The sequence below is a fragment of the Streptomyces endocoffeicus genome, assembly GCF_016741935.1.
Taxonomy (GTDB): Bacteria; Actinomycetota; Actinomycetes; order Streptomycetales; family Streptomycetaceae; genus Streptomyces; species Streptomyces endocoffeicus.
On the sequence record NZ_JAERRG010000001.1, the window covers coordinates 1,348,980 to 1,372,286 of the forward strand.

Below are 23,307 nucleotides of genomic sequence, written 5' to 3' on the forward strand. Positions count from 1 at the left end.
TCCCACGGTCCCGTCAGCCCGGGGCGCCCAGCCGCTCCTCCGGCCGGTCGGCCGGATCGAGCTCCAGTTGCCGGGCGAGCCCGGCGGCCAGGGCCTCCACGGTCGGATGCCGCCAGACGAAGTTGCCCGCGAGCTTGATGCCGAGCCCCGCCTCCAGCCGCACCCGCAGCTCCATGGCGAGCAGCGAGTCGAAGCCGAGTGACTTGAGCGGGGTCCGCGGATCGAGGGTGGCGCTGCTGAGCCGCAGCACGGCTCGGATGTGCTCGGTGAGATAGGACTCCAGCGCGGTGCGGCGGGCCGGACCGGCGGGGAGGGCGGTCAGCCGGGCGCGGATGTCGTCGCCGCTCTCCCGGGTGGCCGCCGGGGTGTCGTCGCCGGGGAGCAGCGGGGCGAACAGGGAGGACCGGCGGCCGGTGGCGGGGATCCAGGTGGCCGGTTCGCCGGGGATCACCCCGGTCCGCACCCGCCGATGGGCCAGCAGGGCGCCGAGCGCGCGCAGCCCCTCGTCCGTGGGGATCGTCCGGTAGCCGCGGTCGGCGAAGCCGGTGGCCACTCCGGTCTCGCCCCACGGGCCCCAGTTGACCGCGAGGGTGGGCAGGCCGCGCGCCGAGCGCCAGGCGGCGAAGCCGTCCAGCCAGGCGTTGGCGGCCGCGTAGGCGCCCTGTCCGGCGTTGCCGAGCAGGGAGGCCATCGAGGAGTACACCGCGAACCAGTCGAGCCGGTGTCCCTCGGTGGCCTGGTGCAGCCGCCACGCCCCGGTGGCCTTCGGCGCCCATACGCGGCGCAGCTGGTCCTCGCGGATGTTGGCCACGGCCGCGTCGTCGAGAACCATCGCGGAGTGGACGACGCCGTGCAGGGAGGCCCCCTCGCCGGCGGTGGCGGCGGCCACCAGCCGCTCGGCCGTGTCCGGGCGGGCGATGTCGCCGGTGACGACGGTGATCCTGGTGCCGGCGGCGGAGAGCTCGGCGAGCGTCCGCGCGGCGGCGCCGGCCGGTGCGGTCCGTCCGTTGAGCACCAGGTGGCCCGCGCCCTGCCGGGCCAGCCAGCGGGCGGTGGCGAGTCCGAGACCGCGCAGACCGCCGGTGACGATGTACGTCCCGCCGTCCCGCACCGTGCGCGGCCCGTCGGGCAGCACCGCGTCGACCCGGCCCTCCTGCGGGATGGTCAGCACGAGTTTGCCGATGTGGCGGGCGCCGGCCATCTGCCGGAACGCGTCGGTGACCTCCGCGAGCGGATAGGTGGTGCAGCGCAGTGGCTTGAGGCGGCCCTCGCCGATCGCGGTGAGCACCTCGCGCAGCATCGCCGCGTACTCCCGCGGGCGGTCCAGCTGGAGCTCCCTGAGGTCCACGGTGGAGAAGGTGATGTTGTGGCGCAGCGGGGAGAGTCCGAGCGGGGCGTCGGAGAGGATGTCGCGGACACCGAGTTCGACGAAGCGGCCGAAGGGGCGCAGACACTCGAGACCGGTCCGGATGGCGGCCCCGGACAGGGAGTTGAGCACCACGTCGACGCCCTCGCCCCCGGTGGCCTCCATGACCTCGTCGCGGAAGTCCAGCGACCGGGAGTCCATCACCCGGGCGATGCCCATCCCCCGCAGGAAGCGCCGCTTCTCCTCGCTGCCCGCCGTGGCCAGCACCTCGGCGCCCAGCAGCCTGGCCACCGCGATGGCGGCCAGCCCGGTGCCACCGGTGGCCGAGTGGATCAGCACCCGCTCCCCCGCGCTCACCCGGCCGATGTGCCGCAGCGCGTACCAGGCGGTGAGGAACGCGATCGGCAGTCCGGCGGCGGTGTGCGGGTCGAGGCCCTCGGGGAGGGGCGCGGTGCGGTCGGCGGGGACGACGGTGAAGGAGCCGAAGGCACCGCCGAGCACATCGGCCGCCACCACCCGGTCACCGGCGCGGAGGTGGTCGACGCCGGGGCCCACCGCGCTCACCTCGCCCGCGCATTCGAAGCCGAGCCGGTAGCGGATGTCCTCGTCGCCGGGGAGCAGGCCCATGGCGGTGAGGACGTCACGGAAGTTCAGGCCCGCGGCGAGCACCCGCAGTTCCACCTCACCGGGTCCGGGCGGGCGGCGGGGGGTGGTGGTGAGCTCCAGGCTGCCGAGGTCGCCGAGGCGGCCGGCGCGCAGCCGGAAGCCGTCGGTGCCGCAGCGCACGGTGCGGGCGGCGGCGGTGGTGCGTTCGGTGCCGGTGAGGGGCGCGTGGTCCAGTTCGGCGGTGTAGCGGGCGCCGTCGCGCAGCGCGATCTCGTCCTCGGGGCCGTCGGCGAGGAGTTCGGCGGCGAGGGTGTCCGCGAGCTGGTCCGGGGCGGCCGGATCGGTGTCCACCGAGGTGGCCCGCAGCTCGGGGTGTTCCAGTGCGAGCACCCGCAGCAGTCCGCGGAGCGCGCTCTGTCCGGGGTCGGCCGGGTCGCCGGGCGCCACGGTGCGGGCGCCTGAGGTGGCGGCGTAGAGGCGGGGCGGTTCGGGGAAGCGGGCGGTGAGCGCCTGGGCGGCGGCGAGCAGCCTGCGGGTGCGTCGCAGCCCGTCCTCCGCGCCGCCCCCGGCGGGGTGCGGGCCGCAGACGAACACCACGGCGCGCGGCCGTTCCCCGGGGCGGGTGAGCCGGTTGGTGAGGGCGTCGCGGAACGCGTCGAGCCCCTGGTCGGCCAGGGGCACCTCCCACACCCGGGCGGTGGCTCCGGCGGCGCGCAGGGCGGTGGCCACCGGGCGGGCGGTGCCGTCCGCCTCTCCGACGACGAGCCACCGCCCCGGGGGCCGGGTGGCCGGGGGCCGGGCGGCGCGCCGCCAGCCGACCTCGAGGAACCACTGGTCGACCTCGGCCGCGCGCTCCGCGGCCCGGTGGACGATCCGCAGCCCGTCGACGGCCAGGACCGGCCGGCCGTCCGCGTCGAGCAGTCGGACATGGCCGACGGTGGCTCCGGGGGTGGTCTCGGCGAGCCGGGCGTGGCAGTACACGGCGGTCCCGGGGTCGCCGAGGACGCGTACGCAGCGCATCCGCGCGGGCAGCAGCAGCCGCCGGTCGCCCTCGTCGAGCAGCCCGGCGATGAGGAGCTGAGCACACAGGTCGACCAGGACGGGGTGGACACGCAGCCCGTGTCCGGGCTCGCGGGCGGCCTCCGGGATCCGCACCCGGGCCCAGAAGCTGTCGCCGTGGCGGGAGGCGGACACCTCGGTGATGCCCTGGAACGCCGGGCCGTGTGCCACGCCCCGGGCCCGCAGATTGGCGTACAGCGCCTCGGCCTCGACGGGCGCGGGATGACGCAGGGCGAGGGTACGGACGGAGGCGGCACGGGAGCGCGGTGGTACGGCGAGTCTGCGGAGGACCGCGGTGGCCTGCCGCACCCAGGCGCCGTCCTCGTCGCGTCCGAAGATCTCACATTCGGCGCGGTCGGCGGCGGCGAGGGTCACCGTGGTGGACAGGTCGGTGTGGTCGGCGAGCCGCAGCAGTTCACGGAAGCGCAGATCGGTGACCTCGACCTCCTCGGGCCCGGCGCCGAACACCTCGCAGGCGGCGGTGAGCGCGAGGGCGTAGGAGGCCGCGCCGGGCAGGACGGGGGCGCCGTGCACCCGGTGGTCGTCGAGCCAGGGCAGGGCCGCGATGCCGGTGCGGGCGCGCCAGGAGTGGCGGACGGGTTCGCCGGGCACTTCGAGGTGCGCGCCGGGCAGCGTACCGGCCGAGGCGGCATCGGCGGGGGCGGGGAGCGGGGCGTCGGCCCAGTGGCGGGTGCGGTCGAAGGTGATGGGCGGTACGTCGGCGAGTGCGCCGTCCGCGTACGGCACGGACCAGTCGACGGGGACACCCGCGCAGTGCAGCGCGGCCAGCTGGGTCCGGAAGGTGGTCGGCTCGTCCGCCTCGCGGCGGAGTGTGGGCAGGACGACGGGGTCGTCCACCAGTCCGGCGAGACCGGCGAGGACGGGGTGGGTGATGACCGGGTGGGGGGAGATCTCGACGTACACCAGGTGGCGGTCGGCCGCGGCGGCGGCGACGGCCGCGGAGAACCGGACCGGGTCGCGCAGATTGGCGCACCAGTAGTCGGCGTCGAAGGCGGGCGTGGTGTGCGGATCGTCGAGGACGGTGGTGTAGAAGGGCACGTCCGGGCGGCGGGGTTCGAGGTCGGCGAGGGCGGTGCGCAGATCGGCCAGGAGCGGGTCCACCTGGGGCGAGTGCGAGGCGACGTCCACGGCGATCGGCGCGGCGGGGACGGAGCGGGCCTGCCAGCCGGCGACGAGCCGTTCGACGTGTGCGGTCTCCCCGGCCACCACGGTGGAGCCGGGCGCGGCCATGACGGCCACGGTGACGGCTTCGGCGACGCCGCCGCTGTCGAGTTCGGCCTGCACCTCGTCGGCGCCGAGGCCCACCGTGGCCATGGCGCCGTTTCCGGCGACGCGGGTGAGCAGCGCGGAGCGGCGGCAGATCACCTTGGCCCCGTCGGCGAGGGAGAGCGCCCCGGCCACCACGGCGGCGGCGACCTCGCCCATGGAGTGGCCGATGACCCCGGCGGGCTCCACGCCGTGGGCGCGCCAGGTGGCGGCGAGCGCGGTCTGGAGGGCGAACAGCACGGGCTGCACCCGGCCGCAGCCGGTCACCGGCGCACCGCCGCGGACGATGTCGAGCACCGAGAATCCGGACTCGGCGGCGATGCGGGCGTCGGCCTCGGCGAGCGCCTCGGCGAAGGCCGGTTCGGTCTCCAGCAGCCGCCGTCCCATGCCGGGCCACTGGGAGCCCTGTCCGGAGAACACCCAGATCGGCCGGCGGGAGACCGCGGCGCCCACGGCCCCGCTCACCACGGCGGGGTGGGCCCGCCCGTCGGCGAACGCCCGCAGGGCGCCCACGAGTTCGGCGCGCGAGGTGGTGGTGACGCCGAGCCGTCCGCGCCCGGCGCCACGGCGCAGCGCCAGGGTGTGGGCGATGTCGCGCAGCGGGGTGTCCGCGCCGTCGCCCTCCAGCCAGTCCGCCATCCGGCGGGCGGCGCCGGGCAGCACGGCCGGGGATCCGGCGGGGACGAGGAACACCTGCGGAACGGCGCGGGTGGCGGGCCGGGGGCGGGGCGGTGCGGGGCGGGGCGCGGGCGGTTGTTCCAGGACCACATGGGCGTTGGTCCCGGAGAAGCCGAAGGAGGACACGGCGGCCAGCCGGGGGCCGGTCCGCACCGGCCACCGGGTGAGCTCGCGGGGGATGAAGAAGCGGGTCCCTTCGGCGGCGATGGCGGGATTCCACTGGGTGAAGTGCAGATTGGGCGGGATGTGTGCACGGCCCAGGCACAGCACGGCCTTGATCAGCCCGGTGACACCGGCGGCGGGCTCCAGATGGCCCAGGTTGGTCTTGACCGAGGCCAGGGCGCAGCGGTCGCGGCCGGTGCCGTAGACCTGGGCGAGGCTGGTGAATTCGACCGGGTCGCCGACGGGGGTGCCGGTGCCGTGGGCCTCGACCATGCCGACGTCGGCGGGGTCGACCCCGGCGCGGCCGAGGGCCTCCTCGTACAGGGCGCGCTGGGCGGCGGCCGAGGGCGCGGCGAGGCCGTCGGAGTGGCCGTCCTGGTTGACGGCCGAGCCGCGCAGCACGGCCAGGATCCGGTCCCCGTCGCGCACGGCGTCGGTGAGACGTTTGAGGACGACGATGCCGCAGCCCTCGCCGCGGACGAAGCCGTCGGCGGCGGCGTCGAAGGCGTGGCAGTGACCGGTGTGCGAGAGCATGCCCATCCGGTCGAACGAGCGGGTGATCCGCGGCTCGAACATCAGCGTGACCCCGCCGGCCAGGGCCAGATCGCACTCCCCCGCGCGCAGCGCCTGGACGGCCAGGTGGACGGCGACCAGGGAGGACGAACACGCGGTGTCCAGGGCCACCGACGGGCCGTGGAGGCCGAGGAGATAGGAGATCCGGCCGGTGGCGACGCAGTGCCCGTTGGCCAGGGCGGAGCCCTCCAGCTCCCGGGGGTGCCGGTCGAGCCGGTTCATGTAGTCGTTGTAGCTGAGCCCGGCGAAGACGCCGGTGGCGGTGGAGCCGAGCCGGTCGGGTGGCATTCCGGCGTGTTCCAGGGCCTCCCAGACCACTTCGAGCAGCAGCCGGTGCTGGGGGTCGAGGACGTCGGCCTCGCGTCCGGAGACGCCGAAGAAGTCGGCGTCGAAACCGGCCACATCGCGCAGATATCCGCCGCGTACGGGCGGTGCGGACGCGGGCCGGGCGGTCGTGGCGGGGTCGGCCGCCCAGAGCGCGGCGCGCTCGGCGGGCGGTTCGCCGACGGCGTCGCGTCCGTCGGCCAGCAGCCGCCACAGGGCGGCGGGTGAGTCGGTGTCACCGGGGAGCCGGCAGCCCATGCCGACGATGGCGATGCGGCCGGGGGAACGGCCGGGGGCGGGAGTGTGCTGACGCATCGGGGTCTCCGTGGATGGTGCTCGGCCCTGGGTGGGGGCCGTGAGGGGCCGTGGGGTGGAGATCGCCGCGGGGGTCACGGACTCAGGTGGCGTCCGGGCCGCCCAGCAGCATCGCGTGCTTCACGCCACCGATCTGGTAGTTGAAGCTGAGCGCGTGGTCGAAGTCGAGGGGACGGGTGCGGGTGCCGGGGACGGGGTCGAAGGGGAGTCCGTCCGCGGGCTGTTCGCAGTTGGCGGTGGGGCACACCTCGCCGAACTCCATCATCATCAGGGTCAGGGCGAGGCCGAGGCAGCCGGCGGGTGAGCCGAGGTGGCCGAAGCATCCCTCCTGGGAGGACATCAGCACGGCGGGGTCGGGGCCGTAGAGCTCCCTGATGGTGTTGGCCTCCATGGCGGTGACGGCGGCGCCGCCGTCGCTGGCGCCGTTGATGTACGGCACCTGCCCGATCCGCCGGCGGTCGCCCAGGCAGAGGCGTACGGCCCTGGCGAGCTGGGCGCCGGAGTCGTCGGCGGCGAGCGGGTTGGCCAGGCCGTCGCGGGTCATGGCGGCGGCGAGCACCTGGCCGTAGAGGTGGGCGCCGCGGCGCGCGGCGTGCTCCCTGCTCTCCAGGACCACGGTGGCGGATCCCTCGCCGTGGTTGATGCAGTCCGCACGCCGGTCGTAGGGGCGCATCAGGGAGTCGAAGGAGGGCAGCAGATCGGGCATTCCGGCGGCATCCATCGCGTCGTAGGCGTGCTGGGCGCCGTGCAGCAGCCGCCGGCCCTTCCGGATCAGGTCGACGTTGAAGACGTCGACGCCGGTCACCACCGCGAGGTCGGTCTCGCCGGCCGCGATGAGGCGGCGGGCGTTGCCGATCTGCACGGCGGCGGAGGAGCAGCCGCAGGAGACGGTGAAGCAGGGGCCGACGGTCCGGGTCAGCGCGCCCTGGACGACGGCCACGTCGGAAGGGGACACGGCCTGCTCGGCGGCGACGAACATCTCCAGGGCGTCGAGGGTGGTGGCGGAGTCGGGGTCGATGCCGAGCAGGGTGAGATAGCTGTCCACATTGGCGTCGATGCTGCCGCGGCCGACGAGCACGGCCGCCTCGGACAGATCGCCGGTGGCCAGGTCGAGTTCGGCGTCGGCGCACGCCTCGACGAGGGAGACCAGGCCGTAGCGGTGGGCGCTGGTGTAGTGGCGGGAGAAGAATTCGGGGATGTCGGGGAGGCGCTCCTCGAACTGCTCGGCGCTCAGGTGCACCGAGCCGTAGTGGCTGTCGTGCCGGTCGAGGACGGAACGGCCCCGGGAGGCGATGTCCCACACCTGGGCCGCGGTGAAGACGGGTTCGGTGCCGCCCGGGAGGCAGAAACCCAGGCCGGTGACGACGGCGTCCCGTGGGTTTCCGGGGCCCCCGGGGGCCGGCCGGGGTGGGGGCCGGCGCGGGCTCACGACGCCCGGCCGGATCTGAGGAGGGTCATGACGGTGGTCCCTTTCGCTCACACCGGAGTACGGGGGCCGCCGGTACGGCGAGTCGCCGAATGCACGGTGAGACCGCCGGTATTCCGGAATCGCGGTTCAGGTGAATTCGGCGCGTGCGGCGCGGCGTTGGACGTACTCGAAGCCCTTTCCCCGTTGGATGGTGAGTCGTCTCCGTCGGGAGAGCCACTCATCGTTCGGAAAGGACGGGTGGAATAGTTGACGCTACGCCTTGGCGGACAGGGGCCGGTAGGTGGTGTCGTATCACCGTGGTGGATTCGGCCGTTCCGGTGCACCGCCCCTGTACCCCCGGAGCCCATACCACGCGACCCCGGAGAAAAGGGGGCTCGCGCCCCGGTTCACGCCCCCTCTTGTGGAATCTTTCTGAAAGAGCGTAGAGAAAAAGACGCCTCAGGCACTCACTGAGTATGGGGCGGTTTTGAGCACAGGGAAGAGGCCCCTGCACACAGGGGGCGAAAGACGCAAAGGGTGATAGACGATGACGCACCAGTCCGTACCGTTCGACGACCTGGACCGCAAAATCGTTGCGGCGCTGGTCGCCAACGCCAGGACCAGCTTCACGGAGATCGGCGCCTCGATCGGGCTCTCGGCCTCCGCGGTCAAGCGCCGCGTCGACCGGATGCGGGAGACGGATGTGATCACCGGCTTCACCACCACGGTGCGCCCGGCCGCCCTCGGCTGGCGGACCGAGGCATATGTCGAGGTGTACTGCGACAGCGCCGCGCCACCCCGGCGCCTCGCGGAGGTCGTGCGCAACTATCCGGAGATCATCGCGGCCATGACGGTGACCGGCGGAGCGGACGCCCTGCTGCATGTCATGGCCACCGATGTGGAGCATTTCGAGGAGGTGCTGGAGCGCATCCGGGCCGAGCCCTTCGTCCGCCAGACGATCAGCTACATGGTGCTGTCACACCTGCTCACGGGCAGTGCGGAGGCGGGCGCGGCCCCTCCCGCGACCGCGACGCAATGAACCGCCGCGAACCTGCCTCCGCACGCAGCATCGGTGCGCCGACGCGCAGTTTTCCTTTCTTGTCTCCCCTCTCCTCCGCTTTCTACCGTTGATTCATCCCCCCGGTCGCCCGCGGAAGCGAGAGGAATCCCCCGTTGCCCCTGACGCGTGTGCCGCGCCCCCGGCGCTTCCTGACCTGTGCCCCCAGATATTTCGATGTGCGGTATGCCATCAATCCCTGGATGCGTGAGGACACCGAGGTCGACACCGACCTCGCCCAGGCGCAATGGGAGACGCTGATCCGCGCCTACCGCGACCACGGCCATCGGGTCGAATTCATCGAGCCGGTGGCGGGACTGCCGGACATGGTGTTCGCGGCGAACTCGGCCCTCGTCCTGGAGGGCCGGGTCTTCGGCTCGCGATTCCACGCACCGCAGCGCCGGCCGGAACAGCTCGCCTACGAACGGTGGTTCAAGGCGGCCGGATTCGACGTCCATCCGCCGGAATCGGTGTGCGAGGGCGAGGGCGACCTGGTGCCGGCCGGGCCCTACGTCCTGGCGGGCACCGGCTTCCGCACCACCCGGGCGGCCCATCAGGAGGTGCAGGAGTTCTTCGGGGTGCCGACCATCAGCCTGCTGCTGGTGGACCCGTACTTCTACCACCTGGACACCGCGCTGTTCGTCCTCGACGACCGGAACATCGCCTACTACCCGGAGGCGTTCTCCCCCGGCAGCCGTGAGGTGCTGGGGCGGCTCTACCCCGACGCGCTGATCGCCACCCGCGACGACGCCATGGCCTTCGGGCTCAACTCCGTCTCCGACGGCCGCCATGTCTTCGTCGCGCCCCGGGCCACCGGGCTCATCGACCAGCTCACCGACCGCGGCTACGTCCCCGTCCCCGTCGACCTGTCGGAACTGCACAAGGCCGGCGGGGGCATCAAGTGCTGCACACAGGAGATCCGCTGATGACCGCCACCACCCCCATCTCCTCCGACTCCACCGCCCCCCGTTCCGCACCGGCCGGCGCGAACGGCGCGGCTCGCTCCTCGCAGGAGCTGATCCACGCCGAGGAGACCTCGCTCGCGCACAACTACCACCCGCTGCCCGTGGTCGTCGCCGACGCCGAGGGCAGCTGGGTCCGGGACGTCGAGGGCCGCCGCTATCTGGACATGCTGGCCGGGTACTCCGCCCTCAACTTCGGCCATCGCCACCCGGCGCTGATCGAGGCCGCCCACCGCCAGCTCGACCAGCTCACACTGACCTCCCGGGCCTTCCACAACGACCGGCTGGCCGGGTTCGCCGAGGGGGTGGCGGAGCTCACCGGGCTCTCCATGGTGCTGCCGATGAACACCGGCGCGGAGGCCGTGGAGAGCGGCATCAAGGTCGCCCGCAAGTGGGCGTACGAGGTGAAGGGCGTCGCCCCGGACCAGGCCACCATCGTGGTGGCGGCCGACAACTTCCACGGCCGTACGACGACGATCGTCGGATTCTCCTCCGACCCCGTGGCCCGCGACGGCTTCGGCCCGTTCGCCCCGGGCTTCCGCGTCGTGCCGTACAACGACCTCGCGGCGCTGGAGGCCGCCGTCGACGAGACCACGGCGGCGGTCCTCATCGAGCCCATCCAGGGCGAGGCGGGCGTCGTCATCCCCGATGACGGCTATCTGCGCGGGGTGCGCGAGCTGACCCGGCGCACCGGGACGCTGTTCATCGCCGATGAGATCCAGTCCGGTCTGGGCCGCACCGGCACCACGCTGGCCGTCGAGCACGAGTCGGTGATGCCGGATGTGCTGCTGCTCGGCAAGGCGCTGGGCGGCGGCATCGTGCCGGTGTCGGCGGTGGTGGCCGACCGTGCGGTACTCGGGGTGCTGCGCCCCGGCGAGCACGGCTCCACCTTCGGCGGCAATCCGCTGGCCGCGGCGGTCGGCTCGGCCGTGGTCGATCTGCTGCGCACCGGTGAATTCCAGCGCCGGGCACGGGAGTTGGGCGAGGTGCTGAGGGATGGGCTGGCCGCGCTGACCGGCAAGGGTGTCGTGGGCTACCGCTGCCGCGGACTGTGGGCGGGCGTCGATGTGGACCCGGCGCTCGGCACCGGCCGCGAGGTGAGCGAGCGGCTGATGGCCGAGGGGATCCTGGTCAAGGACACCCATGGTTCGACGATCCGTCTGGCACCGCCGCTGACCATCACCCGTGAGGAGCTGGAGGGGGCGCTGGCGGCGCTGGAGAAGGTACTCGGCTGACCGAAGCTCATCGAGCTGACCGATCCGATCGAGCTGATCGAGCTGATCGATTGATCGAAACCACGAAGCGCCGGGCCGCATTACGTCTTATACGGCCCGGCGCTCCGTCATGTTCAATCCCGCCCGGAGATTCTTTATCGGCGCCCCCGTCGCGGTCCCGTCAGAACCTCGAACCGTAGGTAACGCCCAGGTCACGGCGGCCTTTCCGAGTTTTTATGTACGTTGTTGAGCATTCCACTGTTCCCGATCGCACGGTGTGGAACACTTCGTGTCATCTCGCCGGGTACAACAGGCGAAGGCAACGGCGCGGAAAGGAGTTGCGGCTGGAGTGGACAGTGAACCGGTCACGGTGACTGCCGCATACCGGGTGGACCCCGGCCGCGAAAGCGAGTTCTATGCCTGGGCGATCGAGATGCTCAATGCCGCCGCAAGCCTTCCGGGATATCTCGGAGGCGGGGTGATGGGATCCGGTTCGACCTCCTCGGAGTGGCACGTCCTCTACCGGTTCGAGGCGGAAGGCCCGGCTCGGGCATGGGATTCCTCGCTGGAGCGCGCACGATTGGCGTCCCGTACCGGACCCTTTGTCGAGGAAAAGGGAACACAGCGCACCTCGGGACTGGAGAACTGGTTCAAAGGGCCGGTGCGGCCATTGCCGCCACCGCCCAAATGGAAACTGTGGCTGGTGAATCTGAGCGCGGTCTTCCCTCCGGTTCTCATCTTCAATGTGCTGGTGATCCCGTTCATCAAGGACGCCAATTTCCTGCTGCGGACCCTGGCCTTGTGTCTCGGTGTGACCGCGATGGTGACCTGGCTGGTCATGCCGCGGCTGCAGCGGCTTCTGAAGAAGTGGCTCTACCCGCCGCTTCAGTCGATACGAGGACGTCACAGGCGGATGGCGGCCGACGGCCCACGCGCTCGCCGGTAGGTGAGCGGGGCGCCGCGGCCCGAGGACCGGGGCGGGTGATACCCGGTCGGTTTTCTCATCGCAAGGAGGCAAATCCGGATGGAATCGCTGAGGACACTCCTCGTCGATCATTACGACTCGTACACGTACAACCTCTTTCATCTGCTGACCGAGGTCAACGGCGAGGAACCGGAGGTGCTTCTGCATGACGCGCCGGAGTGCGCGGACATCGATCTCTCCGCGTTCGACAACATCGTGCTCTCCCCCGGCCCCGGCCATCCGGCCGATCCCCGGGACTTCGGCGCCACCGCCCGGCTGATCGAGCGGTCGTCCATCCCCGTGCTGGGGGTGTGCCTGGGGCACCAGGGGATCGCGCTCGGCGCGCAGGCGCGGGTGGTGCCCGCGCCCGAGCCCAAGCACGGGCATCTGTCCCGGATCAAACACGGCGGACGCGGGCTGTTCCGCGGCCTTCCGCAGGACTTCACGGCCGTGCGCTATCACTCGCTGTGCGTGGCCGAGCCACTGCCGCTGGGCCTCCAGGGCATCGCCTGGTCCGAGGACGGTGTGCTGATGGGGCTGCGGCACCGGGCCCGGCCACTGTGGGGCGTCCAGTTCCACCCCGAGTCGGTGCTGACCGGATACGGCCACCGCATGCTCAGCAACTTCCGCGATCTGACCGTCGAGCACGCCAACGGCGAGTCGGTGACCTCCACCGTGACCCCCGCCTCCGCCGAGGAGCCGCGCCGCGCCCGTACGGCGGCCAAGACCAAGACCAAGGCCAAGACGGCCGCGGCGGGCACCGCGCCGGGCTCGCCGCCCACCCCCGAGGCGGACTCCCGAGACCCCCAAGACCCCCAAGATCCCCGAGATCCCCGAGACCCCCGAGACCCCCGTAAGGAGCTCGCGCGGCCCGCCCCCGAGAAGCGGGTCCCGGCGCAGACGCCCCCGGAGGGCCCCGGCTACCGGCTGCACGCCCGGTGGCTGGCCGACGCCACCGACACCGAGGCGGCCTTCACCCGGCTGTACGCGGAGGCGCCGCACGCGTTCTGGCTCGACAGCTCGCGCGCCGAGTCCGGCGAGGCCCGCTTCTCCTTCCTCGGCGACGGCACGGGCCCGCTCGCCGAGTTCGTCCGCTACGACACCGACACCGGCGGGTGCGAGGTCGAGCGGGCGGGACGGCCCGCCGTCCGGGTCGACGGCGGCGTCTTCGACTATCTCAAGCGGGAGCTGACCCGCCGCCGGGTCAAGGCCCCCGACCTGCCCTTCGACTTCACCGGCGGCTACGTGGGCTACTTCGGCTACGAACTCAAGGCCGACTGCGGCTCCCCCAACCGCCACCGGGCCACCACCCCGGACGCCTGCTGGCTCTTCGCCGACCGGTTCGTCGCCGTCGACCACCAGGAGGGCGTCACCTACATCTGCTGCCTCGCCGAGGACACCCCCGACGGCCACCGGGAGGCGAAGGACTGGCTGGACACCACCGTGACCGTGCTCAGCGGGGTGCCGACGCTCACCGGACCCGCCCCGCAACCGCCCGCCCTCGCCACCACGGCCGCCGTGGAGCCCTGGCTGGTGCGGGACCGGGAACGGTATCTGGCCTCGATCGAGGCGTGTCTGCGGGAGCTGCGCGCCGGGGTGAGCTATGAGATCTGCCTGACCAACTCCGCCTGGCTGCCCGCCCCGAGCGACTCCTACGCCTTCTACCGGGCCCTGCGGCGGTTCAACCCGGCGCCGTACGCCGCCTATCTGCGGTTCGACGGCACCGATGTGGCCTGCGCCTCCCCCGAGCGCTTTCTGCGCATCACCCCCGACGGCACCGCCGAGGCCAAGCCGATCAAGGGCACCGCCCCGCGCGGCCAGAGCCCGGAGAAGGACGCGCGGGCGCTCGCCGCCCTCGCCTCCAGCCCCAAGGCCCGCGCCGAGAACCTGATGATCGTGGACCTGCTCCGCAACGATCTGGGGCGGGTGTGCGCGTCCGGCAGTGTGTATGTGCCGAGACTGATGAACACCGAGACCTACGCCACCGTCCACCAGCTGGTCTCCACCGTGCGCGGCCGGCTGCACCCGGAGACCAGCTCCGTCGACTGCGTCCGGGCCTGCTTCCCGGGCGGCTCCATGACCGGCGCCCCCAAGCTGCGCACGCTGGAGATCATCGACTCGCTGGAGACCGAGGCCCGCGGTGTGTACTCCGGCGCGCTCGGCTACCTCAGCTGCAATGGCGCGGCCGACCTCAACATCGTCATCCGCACGGCCGTGTTCACCGGCGGCCGGATGCACATCGGCGCGGGCGGCGCCATCGTTCTCGATTCCGATCCCGCCGAGGAGTACGAGGAGATGCTGCTGAAGACCGCCGCCACCATGCGCGCCTACCAGGCCGTGGAACCCTCGTCCGGCGGGAAGGTGGAAACCTCGTCCGGCGGAAAGATCGACGATCTGCTGGTGGCCGCCGCCGCCGCGCCACCCGCCCCCGCGGCGAAGGAGCTGGGCCGGTGACCGCCGTATCGGTGTCCGCCCCACCCATGCCCGTCGGGCCCACCGTCTCGGCCAATGTGGCCGCGCATCTCGCGGCGCTCGCGGACCGCCGCGGCTGGTCCGACCGGGCCGCCTTCATCGAGGGCCACCGGGTCTGGGCCCACGGCGAGGTCCACGACCGCGCCGAGCGCGCGGCCACCGTACTGGCGGGCCGGGGGGTGGCGGCCGGTGACCGGGTGCTGCTGGCTCTGCCCGACGGCATCATGTGGGTGACCACGTTCCTGGCCGCCGCCCGGCTGGGCGCCGTGGCGGTGCTGGTCAACCCCGCGCTCCCCGCCGGCGACCACCGCTACATGGCCGAGGACTCGCGCGCCGCGCTGGCCGTCTCCGGCCCCGGCCTCCAGGACCACTTCGACGGCGTCCCCTGGCTGGGCGCCGACCAGCTGTCGGCGCTGACCGGCCCGCCCGCCACGCTGGGCTCGGTGGCACCGGCCCCGGCGGCCGAGCCGGTGACGGCCGCCACCCCGCTCTACATCCAGTACACCTCCGGGACCACCGGCCGCCCCAAGGCGGTGGTCCACAGCCATGGCGATGTGGCCGCCTACCACGACCTGGTCGGGCAGGAGGTGCTGGACATCGGCCCGGCGGACGTGTCGTTCTCGGTGTCCAAGCTGTTCTACGCCTACGGCTTCGGGAACGCCTTCGCCTTCCCCCTCTTCTCGGGGTCGGCCGCGGTGCTCACCCCGGACCGCCCCGGACCTGCCCTCATCGACGACCTCGTGGCCCGGCACCGGGTGACCCTGCTGTACTCGGTGCCGTCCTCGTACGCCGCCCTGGTGGACGAGCGCGGCACCGGCCACGCGGCCTGCTTCACCTCCGTCCGCGCGGCGGTCAGCGCGGGCGAGGGGCTGCCGCCCGCCCTCGGTGAGCGGGTCGGTGAGCTGCTCGGCGCACCGGTGCTGGAGCAGATCGGCTCCACCGAGGCGGGCCACGCCTTCTGCGCCAACACGGTGTGGGACAACGCCCCCGGCACCCTCGGCCGTCCGGTGCCCCGCTTCGAGCTGGAGCTACGGGACGGCGAGGGCGCCGTGGTGGCGGACGGCGCCGACGGCTCGGCCGAGGGCGAGCTGTGGGTGCGGGGCCCGACGGTGGTCACCGGCCGCCCGGAGGACGGCGGTTGGCTCGCCACCCGGGACCGGGCCCGGCGCGAACGCGACGGGACGTATCGCCATCTGGGCCGGGTGGACGACCTGGAGATGGTCGGCGGGATCACCGTGTCGCCGCTGGAGGTCGAGGAGGTGCTGCGGCAGCACCCGTCGGTGCGGGAGGTGGCGGTGGCGGCCGTCCCCGACGAGCGGGGCGCGACCCGGCTGCGCGCCTATGTCGTACCGGCGGCCGACGCGGGCGGCCGGGCGGCCGACCCGGACGGCTCGGGCGACCCGGGCGACCCGGGCGGCTCGGGCGACCCGAACAACCCGCGCGGCTCGAACAACCCGCGCGGCTCGGACAACCCGCGCGGCCCGCGCGGCTCGGCGGTGGACGAGGAGGCCCTGACGGCCGATCTGATCGCGCTGGCCCGGCGGCGGCTCGCCGCCTACAAGGCGCCGCGCACCGTGCGCCTGGTGGCCTCGCTGCCGCGCACCCCGACGGGAAAGCTGCGGCGCCATGTCGTCCGCACCGGCCGCTGGTGACGGGTCAAACCGGCTTGCCGGCCGCGCCCGAGCGCGCGGCCCCCTGACCGACTTCGAACGATGAGGACCTCGATATGTTGCAGCGGCTTCTCCCCGAGCGCGGGTTCTATCTGGGGCTGATGTTCCAGGAGGCCGCGGCCCGGCACGGCAGGGTCAGGGTGACCCTGGACCGGCCACTGGACGTCGCCCCCGACGCCGGTACCGACCTCGGCTACACCGAACTCGCCGATCTGGTCGACGACCTGGCCGCCCGGCTGTGGTCGGCGGGGGTGCGCCCGAGTGAGCATGTGGCGATCCTCAAGGGCGACAACGTCGACATCGTGCTGCTGACCTGTGCCGTCTCCAGGATCGGAGCGGTCCCGGCGCTGCTGTCGCCCTCGTTGGACGGACAGGTGGCCGCGGTGCTGCTGGACCGGCTGCACGCCCCCTGGCTGATCACCGACCGGGCGACGCTGGAGTCCACGCTGAGCACGGTGGACACCACCCTTGCCCGCGGCGTGCTGACGGTGGACGAGGCGCCCGGGAACACCATCGCGCTGGCCGCGCTCGCCGGAGTGCCGCGCCGCCCGGCCGTCCGGCTCCACCCCCGGGAGCCCTCGCTGATCACCCACAGCTCGGGGACCACCGGCATACCGAAGCTGGCCGTGCACTGCCCGTACACCATGTGGAACCGGCTGGTGCCCCAGCAGGCGCTGGGCCGGGCCGGCCGCGGGGAGGCGGCCGCGCTGCACATGTCGTTCGTCCACTCCCGCTTCTACCATCTGCTCGGCGTACTGCTGCACTTCGGCAGCCCGCTGCTGCTGCTCGTCGACCCCGACCCGGCCCACGCCGGCCCGCTGCTGGCGGCGCACCGCCCCGGCATCGTGGAGACACATCCCAACACCTATGTGCTGTGGGAGGACCTGGCCGACGCGCCGAACGGCCCGCTATCCAACGTCCGGGCGTACGGCTCCACGTTCGACGCCATCCACCCCCGTACGGTGCGGCGGCTGCTCGCCGCGTCCCGGCGCCGCGACCCCCGGCTGATGCAGCTGTACGGGCAGAGCGAGACCGGGCCCATCGCCTTCGGCTGGTACACCCGGCGGGGCGCGGACCGGGTGGAGGCACGGCGGGTGGGCACCGGCATCCCCGGGTTCACCCGGATCCGGGTGGTGGACGAGCGGGGCCGCAGGTGCCCGCCGGGGGCGACGGGGGCCATCGAGGCCCGCACCCGCGGCCGGATCCTCACCTACCTCGGCGCGCCGGAGAGTTACGCCCGGCAGGTGGACCGGGGCTGGTGGCGGATGGGCGACATGGGCTACCGCGACCGGTGGGGCGCGCTGTATCTGCTGGACCGCGAGGTGGACCAGATCTCCACCGTGGACAGCACCCTGGAGGTGGAGGACGAACTGCTGTCGCGGTTCGCCGACCTCCGGGAAGTGATCATCGTCCACGGTCCGGGGCGCGAGCCGGTACCGGTGGTGTGCACCCGGGGGAACGAGCCGCTGGACCCCGACAGCTGGCGGCGGGCGACCGAGGATCTCCCGGCGCTGGCCGAGCCGGTGCAGTGCCGCTTCGAGGATCTGCCGCGCACCGCCACCTGGAAGATCAAGCGGCTGGAGATCGCCCGGCAGCTCGCCGCGGGTGAGCTGCCCACCCTGTCCACCGCTCCGGTCGGTGGCTGACATGGCGGCGGGTGCGGACAGCGGGCCGGTTCTGGTGGTGGGCTCCGGGCCGGTGGGGATGACGGCGGCGCTCACCCTGCGCGCCGCCGGGCTGCCGGTCCTGGTACTGGAGGCCGGGGCGCGGGACCGGGTGCGGCCCGGGAGCCGCGCGCTGTTCGTCCACCGGCGGTCGCTGCGGCTGCTGGAGCGGGCCCGCCCGGGGCTGGGCGTACGGATCGCGGCGTACGGCACGACCTGGCGCACCCGGCGCACCCTCTACCGCGGCCGCGAGGTGTTCGCGCAGACCTTTCCGCGGGCCGCCGGGGACGGGGACGGGGACGCGGCCCTGCCCGCGTTCACCAGCCTGCGTCAGGTGGACACCGAGCGGTTCCTCCACGAGGCGTGCGCGGAGGCGGGCGTGGAGTTCCGCTTCGACGCCGAGGTGGACGAGGTGCGCGCGGACGGCGACGGCGTGACGGTGACCGCGAAGGGCGGCGGGAGCTGGACGGCCGGCCATGTCATCGCCGCCGACGGGGCCCGTTCGGGGGTGCGCAAGGCGCTGGGCATCCCGCTGGAGGGCACCCGGTCCGACGGCTATCACGTGGTCGTGGACGTGGCGGATCCGCCCGGCGGGGATCTGCCGGTGGAGCGGGTCTTCCACTACGAGCACCCCGGCACCGGCGGCCGCACCGTGCTGCGGGTGCCATTCACCGGCGGTTTCCAGATCGATCTGCAGTGCCGCGCGGACGATCCGCCGGAGTCCTTCGGCACCGAGAAGGCGCTGCGCCGCTGGCTGCCCCGGCTGGTGGGCGAGGACTGCGCCCACCGGGTGCTGTGGGTGTCGCGGTACCACTTCCTGCGCAAGGTCGCCGCGTCGTTCGCGGATCCGTCCGGCCGGGTGCTGCTGGCGGGCGAGGCGGCGCATCTGTTCCCGCCCTTCGGGGCCCGCGGGATGAACAGCGGGATCGCGGACGCCGTCGCGGCGGCGGAGGCGGTGTCGGCGGCATGCTCCGAGCCATCGCGGGGACCCGCGACGGTGGCCGGGTACGCCTCCGCCCGCCGGAGCGCGGCCCTCTACAACAGCGAGGCCGCCGGGGCGGCCCTGGACCATCTGCGGCCCCGGCCGTGGAAGCGGGCGACCCAGCGCGCGGCGGCCGCCCTGTCCCCGGTGGTCCCCCGCTGCGGGGAGTGGCTGGAACGCGCCCCCTACGGCCCCCGGGGCGGCCCGGCGCGCGGCTATTGACCGGCAATCCAGCGAGCACGGCTAGGAACCCGGACGGACAACGGAACAACGGAACGCGGACGTACGGCATCGGGGCGGCACGGCATCGGACAACGAGCACATCGAGAAACGCCGAGCACATCGAGCACATCAGGCACATCGGGACGGAGACGTGGAAGCGGACATGGTCGCCACACAGAACATCGGTCACGCCGACGCGTCGGACCAGAAGCAGTGGACGCTGATGTGGCGCGAGGACGGCGGGCTGATGCCCTCCCGGGCGGTGCCGGACAGCGCGCTGCTGGCCGCCGACTCCTGGCTGATCGACGACGGGCGGGTGCGCGGGCTCGACCACCACCGCCGCCGGTTCGTCGCCGCGTGCGTCGAGGCGAGCGGCGACTCCCCGGCCCGGATCGAGAGCTTCTGGCGCGACGCGGTCGCCGCCCTGCCCCGCACCGAGCGCTGGTTTCCACGGGTCGAGCTGGCCGGTCCGGAACCGGCCCGGCTGTTTCTGCGGGTCCGGCCCGCGCCGCCGCGGACGGTCAATGTGACCGTGTGCCTGACCGAGGAGTTCGATCCGCGGTCGCATCCCCGCCGTACCGGTCCCGACCTCTCCCTCCTGGCGCATCTGCGGGAGCGGGCGGCCGCCCGCGGTGCGCAGGAGCTGCTGCTCACCACCCCCTCCGGGCTGGTGCTCGAGGGCACGGCGGCGAGCGTCCTGTGGTGGGAGGACGACGTGCTGTGTCTGCCGCCCCCGGAGCTTCCGCTGCTGGCGGGCGTCACCTCGGCCCTGATCCAGGACCGGGCGGCCGAGCTGGGCGTCCGCACCGAGCACCGCCGCCGCACCGTGCAGGAGCTGGACGGCCGTGAGGTGTGGCTGGTCAACGCGGTGCACGGAATCCGCCCGGTGACCGCGTGGCTGGGCCGCCCGCTGCGGGCGGGCCCGGCGCTGCGCGCCGCCTCCTGGCAGACCTGGCTCAACGGCGTTCGCGATCCCCTCACTGCCCCGATCCCCTGATCACCCCGATCCCCTGACCGCGTGGCCGCCTGGCCGCGACTGACTGCTACTGACCGCGACTGACCGCGACTGACCGCGACTGACCGCGACGAACGGAGTTCACCGATGACGACGACCACCCCAGCCCGCACCACCGCCCGGCTGGATCTGAAGGGCCTCGCCCCCGAGGTGTCCGCCGCGATGGGCGAGCTGCACCGGGCGGCGGTGCGGGCCGCCCGGGCGGCGGGGGTCGAGCCCGAGCTGCTGGAGCTGGTCAGGATCCGCGCCTCGCAGCTCAACGGCTGCGCGTTCTGCCTGGACATGCACACCAAGGACGCCCGCGCCCAGGGCGAGACCGAGCAGCGGATCCACACCCTCGCCGCCTGGCGGGAGACCCCGTTCTTCACCGAGCGGGAGCGGGCCGCGCTCGAGCTGACCGAGGCGGTGACCTCGGTCCAGGACGGCCATGTGCCGGACGAGGTCTACGCGGCCGCCCGCGAGGTCTTCGACGAACCGCAGGTGGCGGCCGTGATCTGGGCCGCCGTCGTGATCAACGCCTACAACCGCACGGCGATCAGCGCACGGATGGTGCCCGGCGCCTATCAGCCCGCCCCGCCCACCTGACCCCGACGCCCGCGCGACCGCGCGCCGGCGTCAGCACCCGCTGGAGGCCAGACCACCCGCTGGAGGCCAGACCATGAACACCCACGGACCGCGACGCGTATTCGGGCCGCGTCCGCCCCTGCTCAAGCGTCCGGCCAGGGGGCCCAACCCGCTGCGCCGCCGGACGGACCGGATCCAGACCTGGTGCACCGTGCTGTTCGTGCTGATCCTCGTGGTCGGGCTGCCGGCCGCCGCGATCAGCGCGGGGTACGCGGCACACGCCTCCCAGATGCGCGTCGTGGCCGCCGAGACCTCGGCCCGGCACCAGATCACCGCACGGCTCGCCGATGCCGCCCCCGGCCCGGCCCACAGCGATGTGCGGGAGCCACGGCAGGCGCGGGTGCGCTGGGTCGCGGATGACGGTGAGCGCCATACGGGCACCGCCACGGTGGCGGGCGACGGCGACTCCGGGGACGAGGTACGGGTCTGGGTGAACCGCGAGGGCGCCCTGGCGCAGCCGCCCTCCTCCCCCTCGACCGCGCGGACCATGGGCTGGTTCACCGGCTGTATCACCGCGGCCACGGTGGCCGCGCTCGCGTTCACGGGGCGGGCCCGGGTCCGGCGGGCCCTGGATCGCAGGCGCTACGCGCGCTGGGATGCAGAGTGGAAGGTGGTGGAACCCGCGTGGTCCGGCAGGAACCGCCGCTGAGCGGGGCTCCGGCCGCCGCCGCGGGATCCGGCCGCCTCTGGGTGCCAGAAGCGCCAGAAGCGGCCACCGGAAGGTGAGGAGCAGACCATGTCGCAGACAGTGGAGTGGAAGGTCCATCTCTATCTCTCCGAGGACGAGGGGAGGACCAGGGCGCGGGTGGAGCTGGACACCGGGTCCACGGCGCTCACCGGCCGGGGACTGGCCCGGTGCAACCCGGACGACGAGGACGTGCCCGTGATCGGCGATGAGCTCGCGGCCGGGCGGGCGCTCAGCGATCTGGGGCAGCAGCTGATGCGGGCCGCCGAGCACGACCTGGAGAGCGTGGGCGAGCCCCCGGCCTCGCGCAGACCACGGCCCGGCTACGGCTGGATCGCCTGAGGGACCGCCCCCATAGTCGGCGCGACCGCCGTACGGGTCGCGTCCCGGTCCCGGACGGCCTCCGGCGGACGGCCTCCGGCACCCGCCGTACCGGATGAACGGGGTGGAAACCCGACCACCCCAGCACTGGCCATTATTTATGAATACATCTTGACAGTCCGTTGGCACCCCCGGACGATGAACCGATCTCTCGTCTCTTCTGTCATCGCCGAGTCTTCTGTCATCGCCGAGCCGCCGACCGCGGGGAGCCCCCTGTGACGCTGTCGCCGCATCTGCCGGACAAACTGACCATCTCGCTGTGGGACTTCAGCTGGTACACCCGCACCGGCCCGGATGAGCCCTTCGCCGATCTCGACCGCGCCTTCGAGGACGCCGTGGCCCGCGGTTACAACACGGTGCGCGTCTGCGCCATGCCGTACCTGCTCTTCGGCTCCCGGCTGGACACGACCAAGCTGCGGCCGTCGGCGCTGGGCGGCGCGTACGGGCAGCGGATGCGCTGGTACGACCTGGGCGGCGGGGGCGAGATCGACGGACGGGCGTGGCTGCGCGAGCTGTTCGAGGCGGCCCTGCGCCATGACTGCTTCGTCATCCTCTCCAGCTGGGAGTACCAGCAGAGCCCGTCGTTCGGCGAGGACCGCGCCTGGTTCGACGCGCTGATGGCCGTCGATCCCGAGCGGCGCGCCGAGGCGCTCGCGGACGCGCTGGCCGATCTGATCGACTTCCTGGTGATCCACGGTCTGGACGACCGGATCGCCTTCACCGAGCTGCACAACGAGGTCCAGGGCAGCCGGCTCACCGAGGGGCTGGACGGCGAGGACAGGGTCGTCGCCCTGCGGCCGCGGCTGGAGCGGGGGATCGCCCGGTTCAAGGAGCGCCACCCCAACCGGCCGGTCACGGTCAACTACGCCAAGGTGCCGGTCGGTTCGCTGCGCGGGGTCCCCCGCGAGGTGGATGTGGCGGTCTTCCACCCCTATGTCTACGGGGTGCTGGACGAGCTGCTGACCACCTTCGCCATCCGCGACCGGGCCCGTCCCTTCCCCCAGGAGGCGGTCCGCCGGGAGCTGCTGCGTCCCGGCGCCCCCGATCTGGCCGACTGGGCCCCTCCGCCCGGCGATCGCTGGCGGCTGGAGGCCACCACGGTCGGCCCCCGGGAGATCTACGTCCACGACTGGTGCGACCCCGACCGCTGGGACGCCTGGCTGTACGACCGCTACGCCGTGCACCGGCTGGCGATGGACCAGCGGCTGGTCACCTGGATCGAGGCGGCCGCGGACTGGGCGGCCGCGAGCGGGGTTCCGCTGGTCTTCGGCGAGGGCTGGATCGGCTACACCCCGTTGCACGGGACCTTCGAGGAGGGCCCGGTGGGGGCCGCGTTCTGCCGTCGCGCGGTCGAGGAGTCGGCCCGGGTGGGCGCGTGGGGCGCGGTGGTGTGCTCCAACGCGGCGCCCCAGCACCCGATGTGGCGGGACATCGCGCTGCAGCGGGAGTGCAACGGGGTGCTGCGCGGCTGAGGACGGGCCCGTACGGCACCGGGTTGGCCCGCGCCCCGGGGCCGTACGGGATCTGCCCGGACCTCGGGCGCCGCTGGAGCCGCGCTCGCACCGGTAACCGCGCTCCCTGACGGGTACGGACATCACATCCCCTTGGCGGTGACGG

General features: G+C 73.4%; 15 protein-coding genes. 13 read left to right on the top strand and 2 right to left on the bottom strand.

Features of this window, described 5'->3' with window-relative positions:
* Positions 1 to 13 precede the first annotated feature (13 nt).
* Entirely contained in the window at positions 14 to 6,370 is a 6,357-nt protein-coding gene (locus tag JK364_RS05040; RefSeq protein ID WP_201847862.1) for a type I polyketide synthase, read from the bottom strand.
* An 82-nt stretch (positions 6,371 to 6,452) separates the two neighbouring features.
* Positions 6,453 to 7,799 (bottom strand): beta-ketoacyl synthase N-terminal-like domain-containing protein, encoded by a 1,347-nt coding sequence (locus JK364_RS05045; RefSeq protein WP_201847863.1) that lies wholly within the window; start codon positions 7,797 to 7,799, stop codon positions 6,453 to 6,455.
* A 526-nt stretch (positions 7,800 to 8,325) separates the two neighbouring features.
* On the opposite strand from JK364_RS05045, the gene JK364_RS05050 reads away from it, so the two are divergent.
* From JK364_RS05050 to JK364_RS05110, 13 genes are all read left to right on the top strand, one after another.
* Positions 8,326 to 8,817: an Lrp/AsnC family transcriptional regulator gene (locus tag JK364_RS05050; protein ID WP_201847865.1), complete on the top strand. Its 492-nt coding sequence runs from the start codon at positions 8,326 to 8,328 to the stop codon at positions 8,815 to 8,817.
* A gap of 134 nt (positions 8,818 to 8,951) precedes the next feature.
* The gene (ddaH, locus tag JK364_RS05055) at positions 8,952 to 9,761 is read left to right on the top strand and encodes a dimethylargininase (protein WP_137981510.1); all 810 of its coding nucleotides are present in this window, start codon (positions 8,952 to 8,954) and stop codon (positions 9,759 to 9,761) included.
* Entirely contained in the window at positions 9,761 to 11,032 is a 1,272-nt protein-coding gene (rocD, locus tag JK364_RS05060; protein WP_230991308.1) for an ornithine--oxo-acid transaminase, read from the top strand. The genes ddaH and rocD overlap by 1 nt, the downstream gene beginning before the upstream one ends.
* Before the next feature lie 328 nt (positions 11,033 to 11,360).
* Positions 11,361 to 11,957: a putative antibiotic biosynthesis monooxygenase gene (locus tag JK364_RS05065; RefSeq protein WP_201847867.1), complete on the top strand. Its 597-nt coding sequence runs from the start codon at positions 11,361 to 11,363 to the stop codon at positions 11,955 to 11,957.
* Between the two features lie 78 nt (positions 11,958 to 12,035).
* Positions 12,036 to 14,429 carry an aminodeoxychorismate synthase component I gene (gene pabB, locus JK364_RS05070; protein WP_201847869.1) on the top strand — a complete coding sequence of 798 codons (2,394 nt, stop codon included), beginning with the start codon at positions 12,036 to 12,038 and terminating at the stop codon, positions 14,427 to 14,429.
* Positions 14,430 to 14,455: 26 nt separating this feature from the next.
* Complete coding sequence (locus tag JK364_RS05075; protein ID WP_230991519.1) at positions 14,456 to 16,099, top strand: AMP-binding protein; 1,644 nt, start codon at positions 14,456 to 14,458, stop codon at positions 16,097 to 16,099.
* A gap of 74 nt (positions 16,100 to 16,173) precedes the next feature.
* Entirely contained in the window at positions 16,174 to 17,763 is a 1,590-nt protein-coding gene (locus JK364_RS05080; protein WP_201847871.1) for a class I adenylate-forming enzyme family protein, read from the top strand.
* Between the two features lies 1 nt (position 17,764).
* Positions 17,765 to 18,985 carry an FAD-dependent monooxygenase gene (locus tag JK364_RS05085; RefSeq protein WP_201848918.1) on the top strand — a complete coding sequence of 407 codons (1,221 nt, stop codon included), beginning with the start codon at positions 17,765 to 17,767 and terminating at the stop codon, positions 18,983 to 18,985.
* Between the two features lie 163 nt (positions 18,986 to 19,148).
* The gene (locus JK364_RS05090) at positions 19,149 to 19,982 is read left to right on the top strand and encodes an aminotransferase class IV (protein WP_201847873.1); all 834 of its coding nucleotides are present in this window, start codon (positions 19,149 to 19,151) and stop codon (positions 19,980 to 19,982) included.
* A gap of 105 nt (positions 19,983 to 20,087) precedes the next feature.
* A complete protein-coding gene (locus tag JK364_RS05095; RefSeq protein WP_201847874.1) occupies positions 20,088 to 20,585 on the top strand; it encodes a carboxymuconolactone decarboxylase family protein in 498 nt (165 codons plus the stop codon).
* 73 nt (positions 20,586 to 20,658) lie between these two features.
* Positions 20,659 to 21,273, top strand: coding sequence for an Rv1733c family protein (locus JK364_RS05100; protein ID WP_201847876.1), 615 nt, complete (start codon positions 20,659 to 20,661; stop codon positions 21,271 to 21,273).
* An 87-nt stretch (positions 21,274 to 21,360) separates the two neighbouring features.
* A complete protein-coding gene (locus tag JK364_RS05105) occupies positions 21,361 to 21,651 on the top strand; it encodes a DUF1876 domain-containing protein (protein WP_201847878.1) in 291 nt (96 codons plus the stop codon).
* Positions 21,652 to 21,905: 254 nt separating this feature from the next.
* Entirely contained in the window at positions 21,906 to 23,162 is a 1,257-nt protein-coding gene (locus JK364_RS05110) for a cellulase-like family protein (RefSeq protein ID WP_201847880.1), read from the top strand.
* The last annotated feature ends 145 nt before the right edge of the window (positions 23,163 to 23,307 follow it).